Consider the following 20,624-nt stretch of genomic DNA (forward strand, 5'->3'; position numbering starts at 1 on the left):
ATGTGACGCTTACGACCAGCGCCGAAAGATCAGCGACGTATTAACCCCGCCAAAAGCAAAGTTGTTGTTCATCACATACTGGCAGCTCATCTGGCGGAACTCGCCGCGCAGGTAGTCCAGTTCGCCGCAGCGTGGATCGATGTCGTCGAGGTTGAAGGTGTGCACGTACTCGTCGCTGTTCATCATTTCGATGCTGAACCAGGACTCCAGTGCACCGCAGGCGCCCAGGGTGTGGCCGAGAAAGCTCTTCTGCGAGCTGATTGGCATGTGGCTGCCGAACAGGCTGTTGGTGGCCAGGGTTTCTGCGATGTCGCCCTGCTCGGTGGCGGTGCCGTGGCCGTTCACGTAGCCGATGGCCGAGGGCTCCAGGCCTGCGTCTTCGAGTGCCAGCTCCATGGCTCGACGCATGGTGGTTTGCTCTGGGCGGGTGGCGTGCTGGCCGTCGGCGTTGCTGCCAAAACCAACTATTTCGGCGTGGATATGCGCACCACGGGCCAGCGCGTGTTCGAGTTCTTCGAGCACCAGCATGCCGCCGCCTTCACCGATCACCAGGCCATCGCGCGCACTGTCGTAAGGCCGTGGGCTGGTTTTCGGAGCGTCGTTTTTCAGGCTGGTGGCGTAGAGCGCGTCGAACACCATGGCTTCGGTCGGGCACAGCTCTTCGGCGCCGCCGGCGAGCATCAGAGGCAGGCGGCCGAACTTGATCGCCTCGTAGGCATAACCGATGCCCTGGCTGCCACTGGTGCAGGCGCTGGAGGTCGGGATCAAGCGCCCGGTGAGGCCAAAGAAAATGCTGATATTGGCCGCCGTGGTGTGCGGCATCATCCGCACGTAGGAGTTGGCGTTCAGCCCTTCAGCCACCGAATTGAGCAGCATCTTGCCGAAGGCTTTTATCTCCTCGGTGCTGCCGGTGGATGAGCCGCAGGACACGCCCATGCGGCCGTCCTTGATCGACTCGTCACCGAGCAGGCCGGCATCGGCCAGCGCCTGTTCTGCCGCGCCGACCGCCAGCCGGGAAACCCGGCCCATGCTGCGCAACTGCTTACGGGTCCAGTGGCTCGGGACGGTGAAGTCATCGATGGGACCGGCCAGGCGCGTGTTCAGTTCGATGAAACGATCCCACTCGTCCATGCGGCGGATGCCACTGCGATTGGCCTTGAAGTTAGCGCGAATGGTCTCCCAGTCGCTGCCCAACGAGGTGATGCCGGCCATGCCGGTGACGACGACGCGTTTCATCAGCACAGGCCTCCGTTGACGGCCAGCACCTGCCGGGTGATATAGCCCGCTTCGGCGGACATCAGGAAATTCACTGCGCCGGCCACCTCTTCAGGGGTGCCCATGCGTTGTGCGGGAATCATTTTCAGCAGTTCTTCCACAGGGACATTTTCGTCGAGCATCGCGGTGTCGATCAGCCCCGGCGCGACGCAGTTGACGGTGATCTTGCGTTTACCCAACTCGATCGCCAGGGCCTTGGCGGCGCCGATCAACCCGGCCTTGGAGGCGCTGTAATTGACCTGCCCACGGTTGCCGATCAACCCGGAAACCGAGGTGATGCACACGATCCGCCCGGCGGCGCGACGACGAATCATCGGCATCATCACCGGGTGCAACACGTTGTAAAAACCGTCGAGGTTGGTGCGCATCACCACGTCCCAGTCGTCCTCGCTCAGGGCCGGGAAGGCACCGTCGCGGGTCAGGCCGGCGTTGAGCACCACGCCGTAATAGGCGCCGTGGGTTTCCACGTCGGCTTCGAGGTGTGCCTTGCAGCTGGCACGATCCGACACGTCGAATTGCAGGATGCGTGCACGGCGGCCCAATGCTTCGATTTCGGCCTGAACGGCTTCGGCGTCGCTGCGACCGCTACGGCAATGCAACACCAGATCAAAGCCGGCCTGGGCCAGGCGTAGTGCGATGGCGCGGCCGATGCCACGGCTGGAACCGGTGACCAGTACGGATTCAGTCAAGACTGGACTCCAGTAGTGCTAGAAGAAGAGTGGGATTCATGTAGATAGTGAGCCGCCTGAGGTGGGCAGAACACATTCAGACGGGCCATGGCATGAATGCCGGGCGCCGTCAGGTGGCATTCGAAAACGCCCATGCCGTTGTCGTCTTCGAGCGAACGCAGGGCGTGGATCGTCAGCTCGCAGCCGACTGGAAAGTGTTCCACATTACATTCAAATTTACGCGTACCGAGCAGGAAACCAAGCTCAACCGGATTGCCTCGCTCGCGTGCGCGACAGCCGGCGTACGCTGCCACGCTTTGCGCCATCAGCTCGATGCCGGCCCAGGCTGGCAAACTGCCGTCGGGCTGGTTGAACAGGCCACCGGGCTTGACGGTGAGGCGGGTGTAAATCTGTTCTTCGTCGAACGACAGCACGTGATCGATAAGGATCATGTCACCCGCGTGGGGCAGCAGTTCGGCGAGAGGCCAATCAATCATTGGGCGTCTCCGATAATCAGGCTGACGTTGTTGCCACCAAAGGCAAAGGAGTTACTCATCAGGCAACGTGCAGTGCTTGGTTCCAGGCGATCAGCGGCGGTCACAAAACTCAGCGCTGGCAGTTGCGGGTCGGGCTGGCCGTCCCAGACCTGCGGTGGCAGCGCGTGTCGGGTGTTTTCGCGGCTCAGGCTCAACCAGCAGAATGCCGCTTCCAGCGCTCCGGCCGCGCCGAGGGTGTGGCCGGTCATGGGTTTGGTTGACGAGCAGGGCACGCCCGCCGGGAACAGGCTGTTGACCGCCAGGCTTTCCATGGCGTCGTTGTGTTGGGTGGCGGTGCCGTGCAGGTTCAGGTAGCTGATCCGCTCAGGCGCTAAACCGGCGCTGCGCAGGGCCTTGTTCATCGCTTGCAGGGCACCACGCCCGCTGGGTTCCGGGGCGGAAATATGGTGCGCGTCGGAGCTGGCGCCGCTGCCCAGCAGGGCAATCGGTTGGCTGCTGCCGAGGTGTTTGCTCATCAGGAAAAGTACCGCCGCTTCACCTATGTTGATGCCGTTGCGATTGACCGAGAACGGATTGCAGCGCTGCTCGGACACCGCATCCAGCGCCGAAAAACCGTTGAGGGTCAGTTTGCACAGACTGTCGACGCCGCCACACAGCACCGCATCACACATGCCCATGTCGAGCAGTCGCTGAGCACTCATCAATGCGCGGGCACTGGAGGTGCAGGCCGTAGAAATCACATAGGCCGGGCCGCTCAGTTGCAGCCAGTCGGCGAGGAAGTTCGCCGGGGCGCCAAGTTCCTGTTGTTGGTAGTCGTATTCTGGCGGGAACTGACCGTCGCGGATGTACTGGGCAATCCCGCGACTGGCTTCGTCGATGCCCGAGGTGCTAGTGCCCAGGACGATGCCGATGCGTCCACGGCCATAGGTCTGAATGGCCTGTTCGATGTCTTCGCGGATTTGCAGCGCGGCGTCCAGCAGCAACTGATTGTTGCGGGTGTTGTGCTGCTTCAGTGCAGCCGGGATCGCGGGCAACTCACCGTGTGCCGCCGCCACCGGCAGCGAACGCTCAGGCACCCAGCCGGCCTCGACGCGCATTCCCGAGCAGTCGCCGGCAAACAGGTTACGGGCCACTTCGTGTTTGTTGCGGCCCAGGCTGCAGATCAGCCCGAGGGCGTTCAGGTAGGCCGTCATGGCGCAGTCTCGGCGGTCAGCGGGGTGACGTGATAGTTCAGCTGTTCGGGCAGCGTCAGCACGAAGTCCGACGGGGTTCGATACAGCACCTGCCAATGCGGTGTCAGTGAGCGTAAATCGGCATGACGCCGGGCAGCAGGGTAATTATTGAGCAACTCGGCCTCCGGTGTCAGGGCGAATAACAGCGCTGCAAACAACTGACGCGCTTCCGGGTTGGGCGGTAACAAGCCGTCGGCCTGCCACTGGTTGTCGATCAGGCGCTGGCGAGCCACCGGAATGCCCAGTGGGTCCATCAGCGACCAGCGAATACCGGCACCTTCGCGCTGGATCACCAGCAACCAGTCCTGACGTTGATCGGCCCGTTGCCGCTCGACATGCAATTGCAGCGGCAAGGTCAGTGTCGGGTTGCGCTCGGGCAGCGGCGGCTGGCTGGCGCAAGCGCTCAGCAGCAAGGCACAGCACACGAGCAGGAGGCGAATCATCAGCACTTACCTTCGAGCGGTTTACGGGCAACCACGTTGACCAGGGTTTCTTCCCGTTGGCCAAGCGGTTTTGGGCGGCGCAGTCCAAAGCGTTCGAGCAAACCGAAATCCTTCGCACGACTCCACCACAGATAAGGGTAGGACACGTTTTGCGGGCCGAATTCAAAACCCTGCTGACGAATCATCTGCAAATACCCGTCGGCGCTCTTTTGCACGTGCATCGGGTGGCGGAACAACCAGCGAATCACCCAGGTGTCGATGTAGGCTTCGGTGGACTCGGCAAACATCAGATAGCCGCCCGGCTTGAGCACCCGATAGAACTCGGCGAGGGCTTGCTCCTGTTCCACCAGGTGGTGGAAGGTCTGGTGGCAGAACAGCAAATCGACGCTGGCGTCCGGCAGCTTGAGGGTCGCGCAATCGCTGCCGATCAGTTCGACATCGATGTTCTGGCGCTGCGCCTCTTCGCCGCTGAGCATAAGGCTGTGTGGGTCGGCGTCGAGGCCGATCAGCCGTTGCGGGGCAAACACCTGATGCAAGTACTGAAACGACTTGCCCTGACCGCAACCGGCATCCAGCAGCACCGGATGGCTGGGCAGTGCTTCGCTGAACAAGCTGCGCAGGTCGTTGATGGCTACCCGCAGCACGTGGTGCTGCCAGGTGAAGCTGCGCAGGAACCAGAACCCGAAGCGGGTTTCTTCGACGTAACTGTCGCTGAGATATTGTTGTTCGGTGTCACTCACGTTGCATCACTCGCACAAATCTCCGAGAGCATGCGCAACCGGCGCTTGGGTTCGCTGACGAACGGATTGCGTTCGTCCCAGGCGTAGCCGGCGAGGATCGCGCTGATCATGCGGCGGATCTCCGGAGCGCTGCCAGGGTGGTAGATCACATCCTGGAAGGTCCCGGCATACCAGCCTTCGACGTAGCAGCGGAAGGTGTCGACACCGCGCTTGAGAGGTTCGGCAAACTCGCGTTGCCAGTCCACGCTTTCGCCTTGCAGTTGGCGATGTAGGACGCCGGCGGCCATGCTCGCCGAACGCATGGCGATGGTCACGCCGGAGGAAAACACCGGGTCGAGGAATTCTGCGGCATTGCCGAGCAAGGCGAAGCCCGGACCGTGCAAGGTTTTGACGTTGGCCGAGTAGCCGCCGATGGTCCGCGCGGGCGTGTCCCAATGGGCGTTTTTCAGCACCTTGGCCAAGCTCGGGGTTTCGGCGATGAAGCCACGCAGGCATTCGTCGAGATCGTCGCCGCGGCCTTCGAAGTGTTCGGCTGCGGCAACCACGCCCACCGAGCAGCGACCCTGGCTGAACGGGATGGTCCAGAACCAGATGTCGCGCTGGGTCGGGTGGGTGGTGATGAGGATCTTTTCACGGTCGAAGTGCGGGCCGTCGATGTGGTCTTCGACGTGGGTGAACACCGCCTGGCGCAGCGGGAAGTTCGACGGTGCTTCAAGGTCGAGCAGGCGCGGCAAGACGCGGCCATAGCCGCTGGCATCGAGCACGAAGTCGGCTTCCAGGCGGTATTCGCTGCCGTCTTCACGGCGAGCGCTGAGTTGGGGTTTCGCCCGCTCGAAATTGGCACTGATGATCGTTTCGCCGTAGCGGATTTCCACCCCTTGCAGCGCTGCCTGATCGGCCAGCAGTTTGTCGAAATCAGCGCGCTGGACCTGAAAGGTGGTCGGCTTGCCGTTGCTGAAGGTGTCGCCGAAATCGAACGTGCTGTAGCGCTCGCCCCAGGCGAACGCCGCGCCGTTTTTCAGCTGGAAGCCGGCGGCTTGTACCGCTTCGAGCATGCCGGCTTCTTCGACGAAATCCAGGCAGTGCGAGAGCAGGCTTTCGCCGATCGAAAACCGTGGGAAGTGCTGACGTTCAATGATCAGCACGTCATGGCCGTTACGCTTGAGCAGCGCGGCGGCGATGGCGCCCGATGGGCCGGCACCGATAACGATGACCTGGCGTCGTTCCGTATCAACTGTTGGCACTGGTGCTCCTTGCCGGGGCGGCGAGCTGTGAGGGGAGGCGGTGCACACCGGCGAGTGCCGGCAGCAGTGTTGCGATCAAACCCATCAGCATCAGCGCGAAATACAACGCGGGGCTGATCAGCTGTTGTTGCAGCAGCAGATTGAGAAAGACGATCTCGCTCAAGCCGCGAATGTTCAACAGCAGGCTTTCGCGCCAGCGGTTGGCGCCGACAAATGACGTTCCGGCCCAACCGAGGCCGAGCCAGTTACCCAGCAGTTTGCTGGCGATGGGAAACACCAGCAGCGCACCGAGTTGCATCCAGCTGAGGCTGTCCATGGCGCTGTGCACGTTGATCTGCACAATGCCGAAGGTCAGGATCAGCGGGATTGCGATGCCGTTCTGCAAGCGACTCATCCAGGCTGCCGATAACGGTAGCACCAGCGGTAGTTTGAGTGCAGCCATGCACAACAGATAACCGATGCCGAAAATCAGCGCATTGAGTTTGAAGTGTTCGGCCACCACCAGCAGTGCGAAGAAGCCCAGGCTGTGCAGCAGCGGCTGACGCAACCCGAGCACACGTAGCAGCAACGGCAGGCAGGCGCCAGCCAGCGGCAGCAACAGGCTGCTCAGGTGCAGGCTGCCTTGGGCGAAAGCGAACAGACTCCAGCAAGTCAGGTCGATGAGGATTGCGGTTTGCACCAGTCGGCGGGTCGCGGCCGGTGGATAGTTGATGTGCCGCAGGTACAGATACAACACCGGAATCGCCGTGATCGCAAACAACAGGCCGACCGCCAGCGAGCTCAACCACGGTTGATCTGGCAGCAACCAAATGGCCGTCGCCAGACCACAGGCGAATGGAATGCCGAAACTCGGCAAGGCGATTTTCAGGCTCTGGCGATCCAGCTTCAGGTCGATCACGTCGCTGAGGATATGCCCCAGCAACAGCGCGAAACTCAGGCTGTAGAGGTTTTTCAGCCAGCCTGGCGAGACCAGTTCGGCGCCGCTCAACTGCCAGTACGGTTCAATCCAGAAATACATCAACAGCGGCAGGCCGAAGGTCGCCAGCAGCAACTGGCTGACAATCGGGATCAAGCCAAAATGATGCCCAACGCGCGTCGCTACGGCGAACAGCGCCAAGGCCAGCAGCCAGAACAGCACGGTCATCATGCTGCCGGCTCTACGACGGGCGCGGCATGCGCCGAAGGTTTGGCCCACGGCGCGAGGATGAAGCTGAAGGCCAGCCCGAGGCTCACCGAAAGACCGAAGTTGCTCACCGCCGGGGTGCTGGAAATTGCCAGCAGACCAAACGACAGCCACGTGGTCGCCGCCGCCAGCAGCGTGCCCAACAGGCTCACGGCGGCACCGCCGATCTGCTCACGCATGAGGATTGCGTAATCGACACTGATGGCTGTCACCAGCAGCAGCCCGAACACGCTGAACAGCGTCAGCGGTTGCCCCAGCCAGCCGAGGCTGGCCAGGCTGCACAAGGCCGCCAGTAATGGCAGTGCGACGAGCCGCAGGGCGCCGCCAAAACCGAAGGGCAGAATCAGCAGCAACACGATCAATGCGCAGGACATCAGTTTCAGTTCAGCCGCGCTGATCTGGGTGGCGGCGAAGACCTTGTTCAGGTCATCCAGGCGATCCACCAACTGCACACCCGGCAAGTCCAGCGCTTGCACCCGCAGCAGCGCGGTATCGTTCAAGCCTTGCAGGCTGACCATCGCCGCCACGCCGTCATCCGAGGCGCCGATCCATAGCGGGCGCCATGGCTCGGCCAAGGGCCCGACCAGCGCTGCGTCGATGTCTTCGACCGGCAAGGCCTGCAACTGCGTCAGTTCGGCTTGCAGTGCGGTGGCCGGGATGCCGAGGTCGAGCAACGGTTGCCAGAATGCCGGGAGTTTGTTCAGCGCGTCGCGAACCTGTTGCTGCTCGGAAGGCAGGCTGACCAGCTGACTCAGCGCCAGGTAGCCTTTGAGCTTGTCCAGATTGACCAACTGATCCAGTCGTTCGCTGAGGGCTTTCTGGCGCTCGAGCAGTTGCTGCTGATTGGCCGCGCGCACCAGGAAGAACTGGCTGGTGGGTTGATAGCCGGTGATCCGCGCAATGGTCTGTGCTTCGTTCATCAATTGCGGCGGCGCACTGACCCACTGACGGATGTCGTTTTTCGTGGTCAGGTGCCACAGGCCTCCCGCACAAAAGGCCAGGACCAACACCAGCAGGACCGAACTGCGCACGCGTTTGAGCAGTGCTGCACGCACGTTCACCAAAAACTCGGCCACCCGCAACGGCCACTGCGCGGGTCGCAGGTCCGCACCCTTGAGCAGCGCCGGCAACAGGCACACCGCCGACAGGTAGGCGCCGAGCAGACCGGCGGCGGAGAACACGGCAATCTGGGTCAGCGCCGGGAACGGTGTCCAGGCCAGTGCCAGATAACCGATGCAACTGGTGGCCAGGCTCAGGGTCAGCCCCGGCAAGGTCACACGCAGTGCAGGCCAGCTGTGCCAGGGTTTCAGGCTCCAGCTCTTGGACAGGTAATGCAGCGGGTAGTCGACCGCGACGCCGATCAGGCTCGATCCGAGCACCAGGGTCATCACGTGCATATGGCCAAACAGTGCGACGCAGGCCACCGCACCAAACAGCATGCCGACCAACACAGGGATGAAGGCCAGCAACACGCGGAATCTGCGAAACGCCAGCAACAGCAGCAACAGGATGCCGACGGTTGCACCACCGCCGACCCAGGTAATTTCGCGGGTCGCTTGCTGTTGACCGTTGGCGGCGTACAGCAGGCCACTGGCGGCGAGTAGTTGCACGTCGGCCTGCGTGGCTTCTTCGCGGCTGTGCTTGAGCAGCTCGGCGACCTTTAGTGGCAGGCGCATGTCGAACGCGTTGCCGCTGGTACGGGCTCGCAGCATGACCCAGCTTTTGCCGTCGGCGTCGGCGATCAATGTGCCGCTGCCGATGTCCAGTTGCACTGAACCGTGCTGCGGCTGGCTGTTTTGAATGCGTCCGGTCAGGCCCAGCCAGTCATCCTGGCTCGGCACCAGGCTGAAACCGGTAAAGGGGTCGAACAGCGCTTGCACGCGCTGCTGGATGAAGGCTTGCGGTTGTTCGATCAGTTGTTGCCGATCGGCTGCCGAGAGCATCGCCAACCGACCTTGCAACAGCTGTGTGCGCAACGCAGGCAAGTCGGCTTGCAGGTTCCATTGGACTTTCTCGAACAGTCCACTGGCCAGCCACTGCTCGCCGAGCTTCTGCGTCATGGCGATGGCTTGTTCGCGATCAGTGTGACCGACCAGCACCAGCATTTCGCGGTTCAGCGGTTCCTGCATGCGCTGTTCGGCCTTGAGCTCCAGCGCATCCGGCGCGGTGCCCGGTACCAGATCCATCAGGTTGGCCGACAGCGGTGCGCCGTCGTGCCATTGCCAACCGGCGAGTGCGAGCACCGCCAGCAGCAGGGTCAGAAATAGCCGTGGAAGCATCCGTTCACTCGGCAAAGTCATGTTGCTCCGCATCGCTCAATGGGTTGGCGCTGGTGGTGTCCTGCATGCGCAAAACGGTGCTGTCACCCTGGGTTTCCAGCAGCTCGATGCGCTGCACCAGTTCGCCGCCGTCGATGTTGATCTGATTGAACACTTGTTTGAGCAACATCGAGCGTGGGGTCAGCGTGAGCTTCCAGTGCTGTGCTTCGCCGCTCAGCGACAACTCGAAATCCCGCTGCAGCCCGCTGCTGTCGCCTTGCAGTACCGCAAGGAAGATGCGGTTCTGCTCGGCGCCGGCACTTTTGCCCGGCAGCATTTGCCAGCCGCTGCTGTCACGCCGTGCGATGCCCTTGGTGCTGATCCGGTAATCCTGTTGCAGTGGAGTCTTGAGCAACCACAGCAAACCGTGATCCCTGGCCAGCACGAACGAGCCCTTGCTGGTCAGCGGTTGCGGCAGGGCACGCAGGTGTTTTTCCTGAATGAAACTGCCGTGGATCACGCTGGGTTTGGCCAGTTGGTCGCTCAGTTGTTGCAGGTCGAAGGCGTTAGCCAGCGATGAAAAACCGAGCAGCGCTATCAGTATCACCACAACCTTGTAGCCGCTGCGTGTGGCGAGGGAGCTTGCTCCCGCTGGAGTGCGCAGCGCTCCCCAGCCCAGGCGACGGCATTTCGTCGGGGGGCTCGAGTCGTCAGATTTACGGGTGCTGCGCGCCCGAGCGGGAGCAAGCTCCCTCGCCACAGGGCAGTTATCAAGTCGATTGGTGCTAAAGGTCATGGCAACATCCTCTCGACCGCATCGGTAAACACCTTCGGCGACGCCAGTTGCATCTCGCGGCTGGCGACGTGCACGGCGACCTGCACCGAGCTGGCGCGGGTCAGGCGTTCGCCAGTCGCGAGGTCGCTGATCAGGTAGCTGATCTTCAGGCGGTTTTCCCATTCCACCAGGCTGGCGCGGACGTTGAGCGTCTGGCCGAACACCGCGCCGCGCACATAACGCAGTTGCAGGTCGATCACCGGCCACGCGTAACCGGACTCCAGCATGGCGTTGTAGTTGTGGCCGAGCATGTCGAGCAAGGCGCAGCGGGCGACTTCCAGGTACTTCACGTAATGGCCGTGCCAGACCACGTTCATGGAGTCGACGTCAAAGAACGGCACGAGGATTTGCGTATCGGCGTGAAGCACTCCCTTGCTACGCATGCAGCCTCCAGTGTTGTTCGGCGATGCGTTGCAGACACAGACGCAGCTCACCTTCCAGGGCGCGGTCTTCAATGACCGGCGGGAAATCCTTGGCGAGCTCTGCGTGCATCGCCGCCAGCGCCGGCGGCAATGGCCGGGCGTCTTCTGCCTGGCTGCGCAACCAGACCCCTTGATTGGCCGCCAACAGCGTCGCAGCGGCAACCTGTTCGGTCAGCTCCAGCACGCGGATCGCATCGCGGGCGGCGATGGTGCCCATGCTGACTTTGTCCTGGTTGTGGCATTCGGTGGAGCGTGAGAACACGCTGGCCGGCATGGTGTTTTTCAGCGCTTCGGCGGTCCAGGCGCTGGTGCCGATCTGCACCGCTTTAAAGCCGTGGTTGAGCATCGCGCGCTCGGCGCTGGCGCCCGACAGGTTGCTCGGCAAACCGTGGTTGTAGCGTTCGTCCACCAGCAGCGCGAGCTGACGGTCGAGCAGATCCGCTACGTTGGCCACGAGGTTTTTCAGGCTGTCCATGGCGAAGGCGATGTGCCCGCCGTAGAAATGCCCGCCGTGCAGCACGCGCTCGGCTTCAGCGTCGATGATCGGGTTGTCGTTGGCGCTGTTGAGTTCGATCTCGATGAACGACCGCAGCCAGTTCAGGCTGTCGGCCAACACGCCGAGCACATGCGGTGCGCAGCGCAGCGAATAGCGGTCTTGCAGGCGATGCAGCGGTGCGGTCGGCGCGTCGATCGCCAGATCCTTGCGCAACCACGCGGCCACCTGCATTTGGCCCGGGTGCGGCTTGGTGGCGAACAGGCGCTCGTCGAAGTGCTCAGGGTTGCCTTGCAGGGCGACCACGTTCAGTGCGGTGATGCGCGTCGCCAGTTGCAGCAGGTAGTCGGCACGGGCGAAGGCCAGGCAGGCGAGACCGGTCATTACCGCCGTGCCATTCATCAGCGCCAGGGCTTCCTTGGGACGCAGCACCAGTGGCTCCCAGCCGAGTTCGCGGTGCACGTCGGCGGCCTGTCGGCGTTCGCCCTTGAACAGCACTTCGCGCTCGCCGGACAAAGTCGCGGCCACGTAGGACAGCGGCGTCAGGTCACCGCTGGCGCCCACCGAACCCTCTTCCGGGATCAGCGGCAGAATGTCGTGTTCGAGGAAGGCGTGCAGGCGCTCCAGCAGTTCCACGCGAACCCCGGACACGCCGTGGCACAGCGACTGCAAACGCGCCGCAAGCACCGCGCGGGTCGCTTGAGCGTCGAGCAGTTTGCCCAGGCCGCAACCGTGGAAGGTGTACAGATGACGCGGCAGCGCTTCGACATGCTGCAGCGGCACCGCGACCACGCAGGAATCGCCGTAACCGGTGGTCACGCCGTAGATCACGCCTTCCTTGTCCAGCAACGAATCGAGAAACCGCGCGCCCTTGGCGATGCGTTCACGGTATTCGCTGTCGTTTTGCAGTTGCACGGGCGCCTGACGGTTGGCCAGGGCCAGCACGTCTTCGATGCGCAAAGGGAGTTCGCCGAAGGTTACCGGCTCAAGCAGATGCGTCGTCATCGGTTTTCCAGAATGGGTAAAAGTTGAACCATTGTTGGGGCGCCTCAAGGCAGCACTGGCCAAGGCGTTCGGCGTAGCGCGTGGCCCATTGGTGGATCACTTGCTCGCGGTCGCTGCGCTTCCACACCACCGCATCGGTGAAGGGCTCGATGATCAGTCGATAGTCACCGGTTGGTTTCTTCAGGCACAGCAGAAAATTGACCGGGCACTTCAACAGGCCGGCCAGCAGCCACGGACCTTGGGGGAACGCGGCCGGATGACCGAGGAAGTCCACCGTCACGCTGCGCCCGCCGTGCAGCGGCACGCGGTCGCCGGCAATCGCCAGCCATTCGCCGCGTTCCAGGCGCTGGCTCAGTTGCAGCATGATTACCGGGTCCAGTTCGCTGACCTGGATCAGCCGCAGATTGGTCGCGCCCGCTTCGCCCAGCAGGCGATTGAAACGCTCGGCGTGCTTGGTGTGCACCAGCACGTTCATGGTGACCCTTTCACCGAGTTCGGCGAGAGCTCGACAGACTTCGAGGTTGCCCAGGTGAGCGCCCACCAGCATCTGCCCGCGTGTGCCGCGCAATTGATTGCGCAACAGCGCCGGGTCGATGATTTCGATCTGTTCGATGCTCAACTTGCCGTTCCACACGTCGAGTTTGTCGAGCATGGAATCGGCGAAGGCCATGAACTGGCCAAATACCCGCCAATGGGTCGGGCGCAATTCGCTGCGGCCGCTCCAGTCGGCGAGGCGCTGCTGGTATTGCCAGGCACTGTGGCGGGCGCCGCGACCGAATATGAAAAAGTACAAGACGATGCCATACAGCAGCGGGCTCAACAGCCGACGCCCGAGCACTTTTGCGCAGAGTGCGGTGAATTTCATCAGCCAGAAACTGCCGCGTTCCTTGTGATCGGCCCAGTGCTCGTTGTCTGCATTGATGCTCATGTTCGCCACCGTCGCCAAAGAATGACCGGCGCCCGTAACAGCATGCCGAAGAACAGGCGGGTGTGCATGCTCGTAATCAGCACATTGTCGCGGAACAGCCGAAAATGCGAGACGCCATCCAGGGGGTAGTGAACCTTGGTGTGCAGCCAGCGCATCGGCGAATTACGCCAGGCCAGGCGCACAATGATGTCAGTGTCGAAGTCCATGCGATTGCCGATCTTCACCGAATTGATCAGCGCCAGCGTCGGCGGCAATGGGTAGAGGCGAAAACCGCACATGGAGTCGCGAATCTGCAACGAAAGGGTGTTGATCCAGACCATCACGTGCGTCAGGTAGCGGGCATACAAACGGCCCTTCGGCACACTGGCGTCGTACAGCGGGTAGCCGCAGATCAGTGCGTCGGGATGGGCGCGTGACTGCTCGATGAAGGTCCGAACGTCACTCAAGTCGTGCTGACCATCGGCGTCCACCTGCAAGGCGTGACTGAAGCCCAGGCGCGAAGCTTCGCGAAACCCGCTCATGACCGCGCCGCCCTTGCCCTGATTGGCGGCGAGTTTGATCAGGAAAACCTGGTCACGCCGGGCCAGTTGCTCAAGCACCGCCGCGCAGGCCGGGCTGCTGGCGTCATCCACCAGAATGCACGGCAGATGGTTGGCGAGCAGCGCGTCGACCACGTTGGTGATGGCAGTTTCATGGTTGTAGACCGGGATCACGGCGCAGGGGTTATGCATGTGTTGTCCCTCGCCACAGATACAGAGCTTTAAACATGCACAGCCTCCAGCAAAATTCGTCCACTGGAGCAGGTAGCTGTCTCGTTGCGGTAGGCGAAATACAATTTGCTGCGCAGTGGGTCGAAGCGCAGGTGCAGCTGGATTTCATCGCCGGGGCGTACCAGTTGCTGGAATTTCAGAACTTCCATGCCGGCAAACCTTATCGGCAGCTCCATCAATTGCCGACCCAGGTTCAGCGCCCATTCGACTTGCACCACGCCCGGTAATACGGGGGTTTGCGGGAAGTGGCCGCTGAAGTAGGCGAGGTCCGGCGGCACTGCCAGTTGCAGGCTCCACTCGCCGTTGGCTTCGACCTTTTCCAATACATGCGGCGCCTTTGGACGGGGCGCCAGCAGCAGGGCTTCAACGTCGGCTTGCGGCAGTTTGCCCTGGGCGTTCAGCGGCAGTTGACGCAACAAGCGCCAGCGGCGCGGCAGGGCCAGGGTTTCGCAATGTTGACTCAAGTGCTGGCGCAGTTCCTGGGTCAGCGTGCGCCGCCCCTGATTGCGTAGCGCATGCAGACCTTGTTCGCTCAGCACCAGCAAGGCACCCAGCGACGCACGGTTTTCCTGAACCACGCCAAGGCGCGCTTCGGCGACCCAGTCGTGGGCCATCAGCGCCTGTTCCAGCATGGGTAGCGAGATACGTTTTTCTTCCAGCTTGACGATCCGGTCCAGCCGTCCGAGCAGTTCGAAACGACCGTCGGCGGCGATTCGCGCGGCGTCGGCGGTGTGTTCAACATGGTCGACCGGTAAGTACGGCGAGGCGATGAGCAGGGCCCCGTCATGGTCCTGGCTCAGCATGACATCGGCGAAGGGTTGCCAGAGATCGTGGCCCTGACGCCAGGCAATGCCGCCGGTTTCCGAGCTGCCGAGAATCTCCGTCGGCCATTGTTGCAGGCGTTCGCGCAAGCGTTGCGCCGCCTCGGCCGGCAGCGCGCCACCGGAAGAAAACACTCGGCGGACTGCGCTCAAGGCCGGCCAATCGAGGTTGTCGCCCATACGCTTGAGCAGCGCCGGGCTGGCAACCCAGGCGAAGGCCAGGTGTTCGCGGCTGGCGCGCTGCAGGTCTTCCGGGAACGCCAATTGTCGGCGTACGAACGGACGCCCGGCGCACAGCGGCCACAGCACCCGAAACAGCAATCCATAGATGTGCTGGGTGCCGACACTGCCGATGATGCAGGCGTTGCCCAGGTCCGCGCCCCACAAGTGCTCCAGCGCCTGAACTTCATTGGCCAGTTGCCGCAAGGTTTTCTCGATGCGCTTGGGTTCGCCGCTGGAGCCGGACGTGCACAGGCTCAGGTGACAGTGATCGAGATCCAGTTCGGCGGCAGCCAGCGGCGCCTGCTGGAAGTCAGTCAGCTGTGCGTCGTCTGCCACATCGGTCAGCCACAGATCAACTGCCGTCGACCAGCGCAGACGGGTCTGGGGTTGCAGATCGGCGGGCAGCAGTACGCTGACCCCGGCACGCCAGGCGCCGAGCAGGGCAATCGCCAGTTGCGCGGCATCTTCCAGGTGCACGGCAATACGCGTCACACCTTGTGCTTGCAGGCCAGCGGCGAGGCGCAGGGCCTGCTCGCACAGGTCGGCGTGATTGAGCGCTGGATCCGCCGTGACGGCGCGCGCAGGTAGTGCCTTGAGCAACAGTTGCTCAAGTTTTATCCAATTCATGGGTGGCCTCGTACCCGTTGTCGTATGAGCCATTCAATGGCAAACAGCAAACCCATTAACCCGTAGGAGATCAGGCCGGTGTACAACATCCACCAACTCAACGGCGCCCAGAGAGTCAGGGCCGCCGCGAGCAAACCGTTACAGAGGAAAAACACACTCCAGGCGATCGTCACCTGGCGGGTATAAACAATGGCTTTGTCCGGCAGATGCGGTTCGCGCAAACGCGCCAGCCGCTCGATCATCGGTTGCCCGAACTTCAGGCTCAGGCCAAACAGCGCCAGCATGAAACCGCTCATCAACACCGGGTACCAGCGCAACAACACAGGACTGTCGAACAGCGCCAGCAGCAGGCAAAAAGCGATGGCGACCACCGCCATCCAGACGCTGCCAGGGCGCCGTTCGCCCAGCAGTGCGCGGGCCAGCCACAATCCTCCCAGCAACAGACCGAACTGCCACGGGGCAAAATGTTCCATGCCGAAATACACCGCAAAGGGGTACAGCAGGCCCGCCAGCAGCAGGCCGAGGCCGATCAGTCGGCTCATGCGGCCGGTTGAACCAGACGGTAGACCGCCTCGACCACGTCGCTGACGGTACGTACCGACTTGAACTCTTCGGCGGCAATTTTCTTGCCGGTCTGGCGTTTGATGTGATCGATCAGGTCGACGGCATCAATGCTGTCGATTTCCAGGTCCTGATACAGGTTGGCGTCCAGGGTCACGCGTTCGGGTTCCAGCTCAAAGAGTTCGACCAGGGCATCACGCAGGGTGTTGAAGATGTCGTCACGAGTTTGCATGGTCCGGTCTCAAGCTGCCTGTTTTGCAGTGACGAACGCCGCAAGGCTCGCCACGTTGGTGAAGTGACCACGGGTGTCATTGGCTTCGGCGTCGATTTTGATGCCGTACTTTTTCTGGATCGCCAGGCCGAGCTCCAGCGCGTCGACCGAGTCCAGGCCCAGGCCTTCGCCGAATAGCGTCTGCTCGTCGCCGATGTCTTGCACGCCGATGTCTTCGAGGCCAAGGGCGTCAATGATCAACAGTTTTATCTCAAGCTTCAGATCGCTCATCTTCGGCGAGCTCCTTAATAAAGTAATGGTGAAAATAATCGTTGAGCTTGCGCGAGGCCTGAGGTGCAGGGCCCAGCGCTGCGAAGGCTTGTGGGTCTATATCGGCCCCGACACGGAAACTGAAGTGCACGCGACGTTTGGGGATCCGATACCAAGGCTCGGCCTTGGTCAGGGTCGTGGGGCTGACCTTGATGACCACCGGGGTGACGATTCTCGCACCGCGCAGCGCGATTGCCGCGGCGCCCCGATGAAAGGCCGGTGGCTGGCCGGGTTGGGTGCGGGTGCCTTCGGGAAAGATGATCAGGGTCTGGTCGCTTTTCAGCGCGTCGGCAGCAGCGTCGAGCATGTCCATGCTGCCGTCGTTGCTGATGTACCCGGTGCGGCGTAGCGGGCCGCGAGTGAAAGGATTTTCCCAGAGGCTTTTCTTGACCACGCAGTTGGCGTGGGGCACCAGGCCGATCAGAAACACGACATCGATCAACGAGGGATGATTGGCGATGATCATCTGCCCCGGACGCCCGAGTTTTTCCGCACCCTGGATGTCGTAGGTCAGCACGCCTGTGCGGGCCATGAACCGGACAAAGGAGCGGAATATCCGGCTGACAATATGCCGCGTTCGTTGCCGATGGGCCTGGGCATCGCCCGGCAGGCAGCCGAGCACCGGGAGAATCACCAGCCGCAGGCATAGCCCGCCCAACCCGAATAGGGTGAAGCTTGCGGCAGTGGCCAGCAGGCGCCAGTAATAGGCGTCGCGGTTTTTATCGGTTACTGGTTGCGTTGCCAGGTCCATACACGATTTTTCCAGGCATGTTGGCAGGTGGTCTGCTGGCCGAGCAGGGTACTCAACAGATTCAGCGCATGGGGCCAATGGGGTTTGGACAACGTATCCGTGGTGCTGTTCAGAGACAGCTGCCACTGATTTCCGGGCGTGATCAACAGGCCGACTGCGTACGGGAACGGCACATCGTCGATCCAGGTCGAGTAGGCTTGCGGCGGTTGTTCTTCGGTGATCACCAGCAGTACCGCCGGCGCGCCTTCTTCAAGCAGCGCCGCAGCCTCGAGCATGCCGTGTTCAAGGCCATCGCCGGCCGCCGCGAGGGCGGTCATTTCGCTGGTTTCGCCGCGCATGATCGACCACAGGCCGATGACGGCGTTGTGCACCGATAGACTGAACTGAGTCGGCGACAGCGGCTGATCGGCGGCCAGATCGTTGAGGATTTCGAAGGTGCGCGGGGTTTCGCCGTGACGAGAAATGAAGACCAACGGTAGCTGTTCGTGACCCTCGGCCAACGGCCAGCCGACACTAAAGGCCATCCGCGCCAGACGGCTGAGTCGCCGACGCTGCATGGCCGGCAAAAACGATACGTCGGGGGCGGCATCGCTGTTCTCGAGCACGACCGGTTGTCGGCTCCAGGCTTGCCAATCGTCCACACTTTCGAGCCCAGGGGCCCAAGCGCGCCATTGGGCGATATTGAATTTGATCACTGAAAATTCATCCCGCCCCTGCGGGCTTCCTTGACGCGGTGAGTCGATTGACCGGCGACTGACCCGGCATGACGCTACTGCCGAGCGGCGCGCATTATCCCGGTGCAGCAGGCTTGTAGCAAATACTGGCTCCATTTTGTTCGGCGCGCCATGTCGTTTATCGACTAAAAAAGCTGTCATTTGGCCATTATTCAGTTTTTTGCAGACGTGTCTGCCAGATGATTCGTCGATCAAAGAGCGAAGCAGGTCGGTTTTTTGCAGAGATTGCAGCTGACCGCGTAGTCCGATTGCCAACGAGGTAGCTAAGCAGCGGTGTCGGCTACTACACTCGGTCATTCTTTGATACACGGAGGTTTTGACATGCGGCGCGTGGTGTTCAATCAGAAAGGTGGCGTGGGCAAATCCAGTATTGCCTGCAATCTGGCGGCGGTCAGCGCCAGCGAGGGCTATCGCACGCTGCTGGTGGATCTCGATGCCCAGGCCAACTCCACTCAGTATTTGACGGGCCTGACCGGCAACGACATCCCGATGGGCATCGCCGACTTCTTCAAACAGACCTTGTCGTCCGGGCCGTTCTCGAAGAAAAATCAGGTCGATATCTACGAAACCCCGTTCGACAACCTGCACGTGGTCACCGCCACCGCCGAGCTGGCTGACCTGCAGCCCAAGCTTGAGGCCAAACACAAGATCAACAAGCTGCGCAAACTGCTCGACGAACTGGCCGAAGACTACGACCGGATCTACCTAGACACCCCGCCAGCGTTGAACTTCTATGCGGTGTCCGCGTTGATTGCAGCCGATCGCGTGCTGATTCCCTTCGACTGTGACAGCTTCTCCCGTCAGGCACTGTACGGCCTGCTGGCGGAAATCGAAGAGTTGAAGGAAGACCACAACGAAGACCTGCAAGTCGAAGGCATCGTGGTCAACCAGTTCCAGGCCCGCGCGAGCCTGCCGCAGCAGATGCTCGACGAACTGATCGCCGAAGGCCTGCCGGTGCTACCGGTGTACCTGGGCAGCTCGGTGCGCATGCGCGAATCCCACCAGGCCAACATGCCACTGATCCACCTCGACCCCCGGCACAAACTGACCCAGCAGTTCGTCGAACTGCACAACCTGCTGGAAAACACCTGATTCCTGCAGACAACACAGAACCCATGTGGGAGCGGGCTTGCTCGCGAAGGGGTCATAACAGTCAGCATCAATGTTGAATGTCAGTCCCTCTTCGCGAGCAAGCCCGCTCCCACATTTTATTCAGGGTGGCTTTGAAATCGTCGTTAGATCCCCTGACTACGCAACCAGCTCAGCAACTGCGGCAACGGAAACGCCCCGCTCTGACGCGCCACTTCCCGACCGTTCTTGAACAGAATCAAACTCGGAATCGAGCGAATCCCCAACTGCGCCGACAACTGCTGATTCGCCTCGCTGTCGAGCTTGGCCAACCGACACTTGCCCGCCAACTGCCCCGCTGCCTGCTCGAACACCGGCGCAAACGACTTGCACGGCCCACACCAATCCGCCCACACATCCACCAGCAACGGCAGATCGCCCTTGATCTGACTGGCGTAATCGCCTTGCGTCAACTCGAAGGGTTTGCTCAGCAGGACCACGGATTTGCAGCGCCCGCACTTGGGATGATCGCCCAGGCGCTCGGCGGGGATGCGGTTGAGGCCGTTGCAGTGGGGGCAGGGGATCAACAGGGGGTCAGACATGACGGGGCTCCGGAAAGTGGGCAATGCAACCAATCTGGAGCCGGGGCCGTGGATTATCAAGGTGTGCAGGCGAGAGCAAAAAAATGGGCGACTCCAAGGTCGCCCATATTCATTACACCCAAACCTGCGCCCGCAAGCGCCGCCCGATGACGTCCTGCATGTCGCAGCCATCGCGCAGCGAAATGACCAGCGCCTGCGCAACCTCGTGCAAGACGCTGGCGTCACCCTGGATGTCATCGCGCAGGGCGAAGGTTTCCAGCAGTTGGGTGGCACTGCGGATGCGGAAGGCCGCTGTTTCGTGCAACACGTCGAGAGGGGCTTCGGTGTCGATCAGCAGGGAAGGGACGTTGCAGTCCAGGCCGGTGATAGGCATCTATCGAGACATAGGGAACACTCCATTCGATAAAACGGTGCGGCCCGTCAATGGACGGCAGATGGATTGAGCCTGTTTCCCGCCGAATCGGGCAGGTCGAGGTTCTCCAGTGCTCTGTTCACCAGCAGCTCGCCCAACACGATCATCTGCTGAATACCCAGCGCCACATTGCGGTGTGCACCTTCAAGCTCAAAGGCCAGGTCGGTGGTCATCGCGTTCAGCGAGGCCAGGGTTTCGCTGGCGTGGATTAGCAGGGTTGTAAGCGCTCCATGAACCCCACATTTTTAAAGGTGGGGATCTATGGCTATCTTGGAATTTGCGGCGTGCAGTT

The 20,624-nt window shown here is 61.8% G+C and carries 23 protein-coding genes and 1 pseudogene; 1 reads left to right on the forward strand and 23 read right to left on the reverse strand.

Annotation, left to right across the window (positions count from 1 at the left end):
• Window positions 1–9: 9 nt before the first annotated feature.
• From KRR23_RS13630 to KRR23_RS13725, 20 genes are all read right to left on the reverse strand, one after another.
• On the reverse strand, window positions 10–1,236 hold the full coding sequence (locus KRR23_RS13630; RefSeq protein ID WP_216742908.1) for a beta-ketoacyl-ACP synthase: 1,227 nt from the start codon (window positions 1,234–1,236) through the stop codon (window positions 10–12).
• Complete coding sequence (fabG, locus tag KRR23_RS13635; RefSeq protein WP_054595253.1) at window positions 1,236–1,964, reverse strand: 3-oxoacyl-ACP reductase FabG; 729 nt, start codon at window positions 1,962–1,964, stop codon at window positions 1,236–1,238. Before fabG ends, KRR23_RS13630 begins: the two co-directional genes overlap by 1 nt.
• On the reverse strand, window positions 1,961–2,440 hold the full coding sequence (locus KRR23_RS13640) for a hotdog family protein (protein WP_216742909.1): 480 nt from the start codon (window positions 2,438–2,440) through the stop codon (window positions 1,961–1,963). Before KRR23_RS13640 ends, fabG begins: the two co-directional genes overlap by 4 nt.
• Window positions 2,437–3,633 carry a beta-ketoacyl-[acyl-carrier-protein] synthase family protein gene (locus tag KRR23_RS13645; RefSeq protein WP_216742910.1) on the reverse strand — a complete coding sequence of 399 codons (1,197 nt, stop codon included), beginning with the start codon at window positions 3,631–3,633 and terminating at the stop codon, window positions 2,437–2,439. Before KRR23_RS13645 ends, KRR23_RS13640 begins: the two co-directional genes overlap by 4 nt.
• Window positions 3,630–4,115: a DUF3261 domain-containing protein gene (locus KRR23_RS13650; RefSeq protein ID WP_216742911.1), complete on the reverse strand. Its 486-nt coding sequence runs from the start codon at window positions 4,113–4,115 to the stop codon at window positions 3,630–3,632. Before KRR23_RS13650 ends, KRR23_RS13645 begins: the two co-directional genes overlap by 4 nt.
• A complete protein-coding gene (locus tag KRR23_RS13655; protein ID WP_216742912.1) occupies window positions 4,115–4,855 on the reverse strand; it encodes a class I SAM-dependent methyltransferase in 741 nt (246 codons plus the stop codon). Before KRR23_RS13655 ends, KRR23_RS13650 begins: the two co-directional genes overlap by 1 nt.
• Entirely contained in the window at window positions 4,852–6,099 is a 1,248-nt protein-coding gene (locus KRR23_RS13660; protein WP_216742913.1) for an NAD(P)/FAD-dependent oxidoreductase, read from the reverse strand. Before KRR23_RS13660 ends, KRR23_RS13655 begins: the two co-directional genes overlap by 4 nt.
• A complete protein-coding gene (locus KRR23_RS13665) occupies window positions 6,086–7,246 on the reverse strand; it encodes a sodium:proton antiporter (protein ID WP_216742914.1) in 1,161 nt (386 codons plus the stop codon). Before KRR23_RS13665 ends, KRR23_RS13660 begins: the two co-directional genes overlap by 14 nt.
• On the reverse strand, window positions 7,243–9,582 hold the full coding sequence (locus tag KRR23_RS13670; protein WP_216742915.1) for an MMPL family transporter: 2,340 nt from the start codon (window positions 9,580–9,582) through the stop codon (window positions 7,243–7,245). Before KRR23_RS13670 ends, KRR23_RS13665 begins: the two co-directional genes overlap by 4 nt.
• The gene (locus tag KRR23_RS13675) at window positions 9,566–10,150 is read right to left on the reverse strand and encodes an outer membrane lipoprotein carrier protein LolA (RefSeq protein WP_216742916.1); all 585 of its coding nucleotides are present in this window, start codon (window positions 10,148–10,150) and stop codon (window positions 9,566–9,568) included. Before KRR23_RS13675 ends, KRR23_RS13670 begins: the two co-directional genes overlap by 17 nt.
• Window positions 10,151–10,332: 182 nt before the next feature.
• On the reverse strand, window positions 10,333–10,758 hold the full coding sequence (locus tag KRR23_RS13680) for a thioesterase family protein (RefSeq protein ID WP_216742917.1): 426 nt from the start codon (window positions 10,756–10,758) through the stop codon (window positions 10,333–10,335).
• Window positions 10,751–12,295, reverse strand: coding sequence for a histidine ammonia-lyase (hutH, locus tag KRR23_RS13685; RefSeq protein WP_216742918.1), 1,545 nt, complete (start codon window positions 12,293–12,295; stop codon window positions 10,751–10,753). Before hutH ends, KRR23_RS13680 begins: the two co-directional genes overlap by 8 nt.
• Window positions 12,276–13,223: a glycosyl transferase gene (locus KRR23_RS13690; protein WP_216742919.1), complete on the reverse strand. Its 948-nt coding sequence runs from the start codon at window positions 13,221–13,223 to the stop codon at window positions 12,276–12,278. Before KRR23_RS13690 ends, hutH begins: the two co-directional genes overlap by 20 nt.
• Window positions 13,220–13,954 carry a glycosyltransferase family 2 protein gene (locus tag KRR23_RS13695; protein ID WP_216742920.1) on the reverse strand — a complete coding sequence of 245 codons (735 nt, stop codon included), beginning with the start codon at window positions 13,952–13,954 and terminating at the stop codon, window positions 13,220–13,222. Before KRR23_RS13695 ends, KRR23_RS13690 begins: the two co-directional genes overlap by 4 nt.
• 29 nt (window positions 13,955–13,983) lie before the next feature.
• On the reverse strand, window positions 13,984–15,663 hold the full coding sequence (locus KRR23_RS13700) for an acyl-CoA synthetase family protein (protein ID WP_216742921.1): 1,680 nt from the start codon (window positions 15,661–15,663) through the stop codon (window positions 13,984–13,986).
• On the reverse strand, window positions 15,660–16,205 hold the full coding sequence (locus tag KRR23_RS13705; RefSeq protein WP_054595265.1) for a hypothetical protein: 546 nt from the start codon (window positions 16,203–16,205) through the stop codon (window positions 15,660–15,662). Before KRR23_RS13705 ends, KRR23_RS13700 begins: the two co-directional genes overlap by 4 nt.
• A complete protein-coding gene (locus KRR23_RS13710; protein WP_216742922.1) occupies window positions 16,202–16,456 on the reverse strand; it encodes an acyl carrier protein in 255 nt (84 codons plus the stop codon). Before KRR23_RS13710 ends, KRR23_RS13705 begins: the two co-directional genes overlap by 4 nt.
• Before the next feature lie 9 nt (window positions 16,457–16,465).
• The gene (locus KRR23_RS13715; RefSeq protein WP_103317168.1) at window positions 16,466–16,726 is read right to left on the reverse strand and encodes a phosphopantetheine-binding protein; all 261 of its coding nucleotides are present in this window, start codon (window positions 16,724–16,726) and stop codon (window positions 16,466–16,468) included.
• Window positions 16,707–17,516, reverse strand: coding sequence for a 1-acyl-sn-glycerol-3-phosphate acyltransferase (locus KRR23_RS13720; RefSeq protein ID WP_216742923.1), 810 nt, complete (start codon window positions 17,514–17,516; stop codon window positions 16,707–16,709). The genes KRR23_RS13715 and KRR23_RS13720 overlap by 20 nt, the downstream gene beginning before the upstream one ends.
• Window positions 17,492–18,211: a beta-ketoacyl synthase chain length factor gene (locus KRR23_RS13725; RefSeq protein WP_103317173.1), complete on the reverse strand. Its 720-nt coding sequence runs from the start codon at window positions 18,209–18,211 to the stop codon at window positions 17,492–17,494. The genes KRR23_RS13720 and KRR23_RS13725 overlap by 25 nt, the downstream gene beginning before the upstream one ends.
• A 360-nt stretch (window positions 18,212–18,571) precedes the next feature.
• Between KRR23_RS13725 and KRR23_RS13730 the strand changes: the two genes are divergently transcribed.
• On the forward strand, window positions 18,572–19,342 hold the full coding sequence (locus KRR23_RS13730; RefSeq protein ID WP_123423879.1) for a ParA family protein: 771 nt from the start codon (window positions 18,572–18,574) through the stop codon (window positions 19,340–19,342).
• 143 nt (window positions 19,343–19,485) lie between these two features.
• Here KRR23_RS13730 and trxC read toward each other — a convergent pair whose 3' ends face one another.
• The 3 genes and pseudogenes from trxC to KRR23_RS13745 form a co-directional block, all read right to left on the reverse strand.
• Window positions 19,486–19,920: a thioredoxin TrxC gene (gene trxC / locus KRR23_RS13735; protein WP_216742924.1), complete on the reverse strand. Its 435-nt coding sequence runs from the start codon at window positions 19,918–19,920 to the stop codon at window positions 19,486–19,488.
• Window positions 19,921–20,032: 112 nt separating this feature from the next.
• Window positions 20,033–20,293, reverse strand: coding sequence for a hypothetical protein (locus KRR23_RS13740; protein WP_216742925.1), 261 nt, complete (start codon window positions 20,291–20,293; stop codon window positions 20,033–20,035).
• A 47-nt stretch (window positions 20,294–20,340) separates the two neighbouring features.
• Window positions 20,341–20,550: pseudogene (locus KRR23_RS13745) on the reverse strand (DUF6124 family protein); the annotation flags it as partial.
• Window positions 20,551–20,624: the final 74 nt, after the last annotated feature.

Source organism: Pseudomonas sp. CVAP#3 (genome assembly GCF_018986375.1).
Classification (GTDB): domain Bacteria; phylum Pseudomonadota; class Gammaproteobacteria; order Pseudomonadales; family Pseudomonadaceae; genus Aquipseudomonas; species Aquipseudomonas helvetica.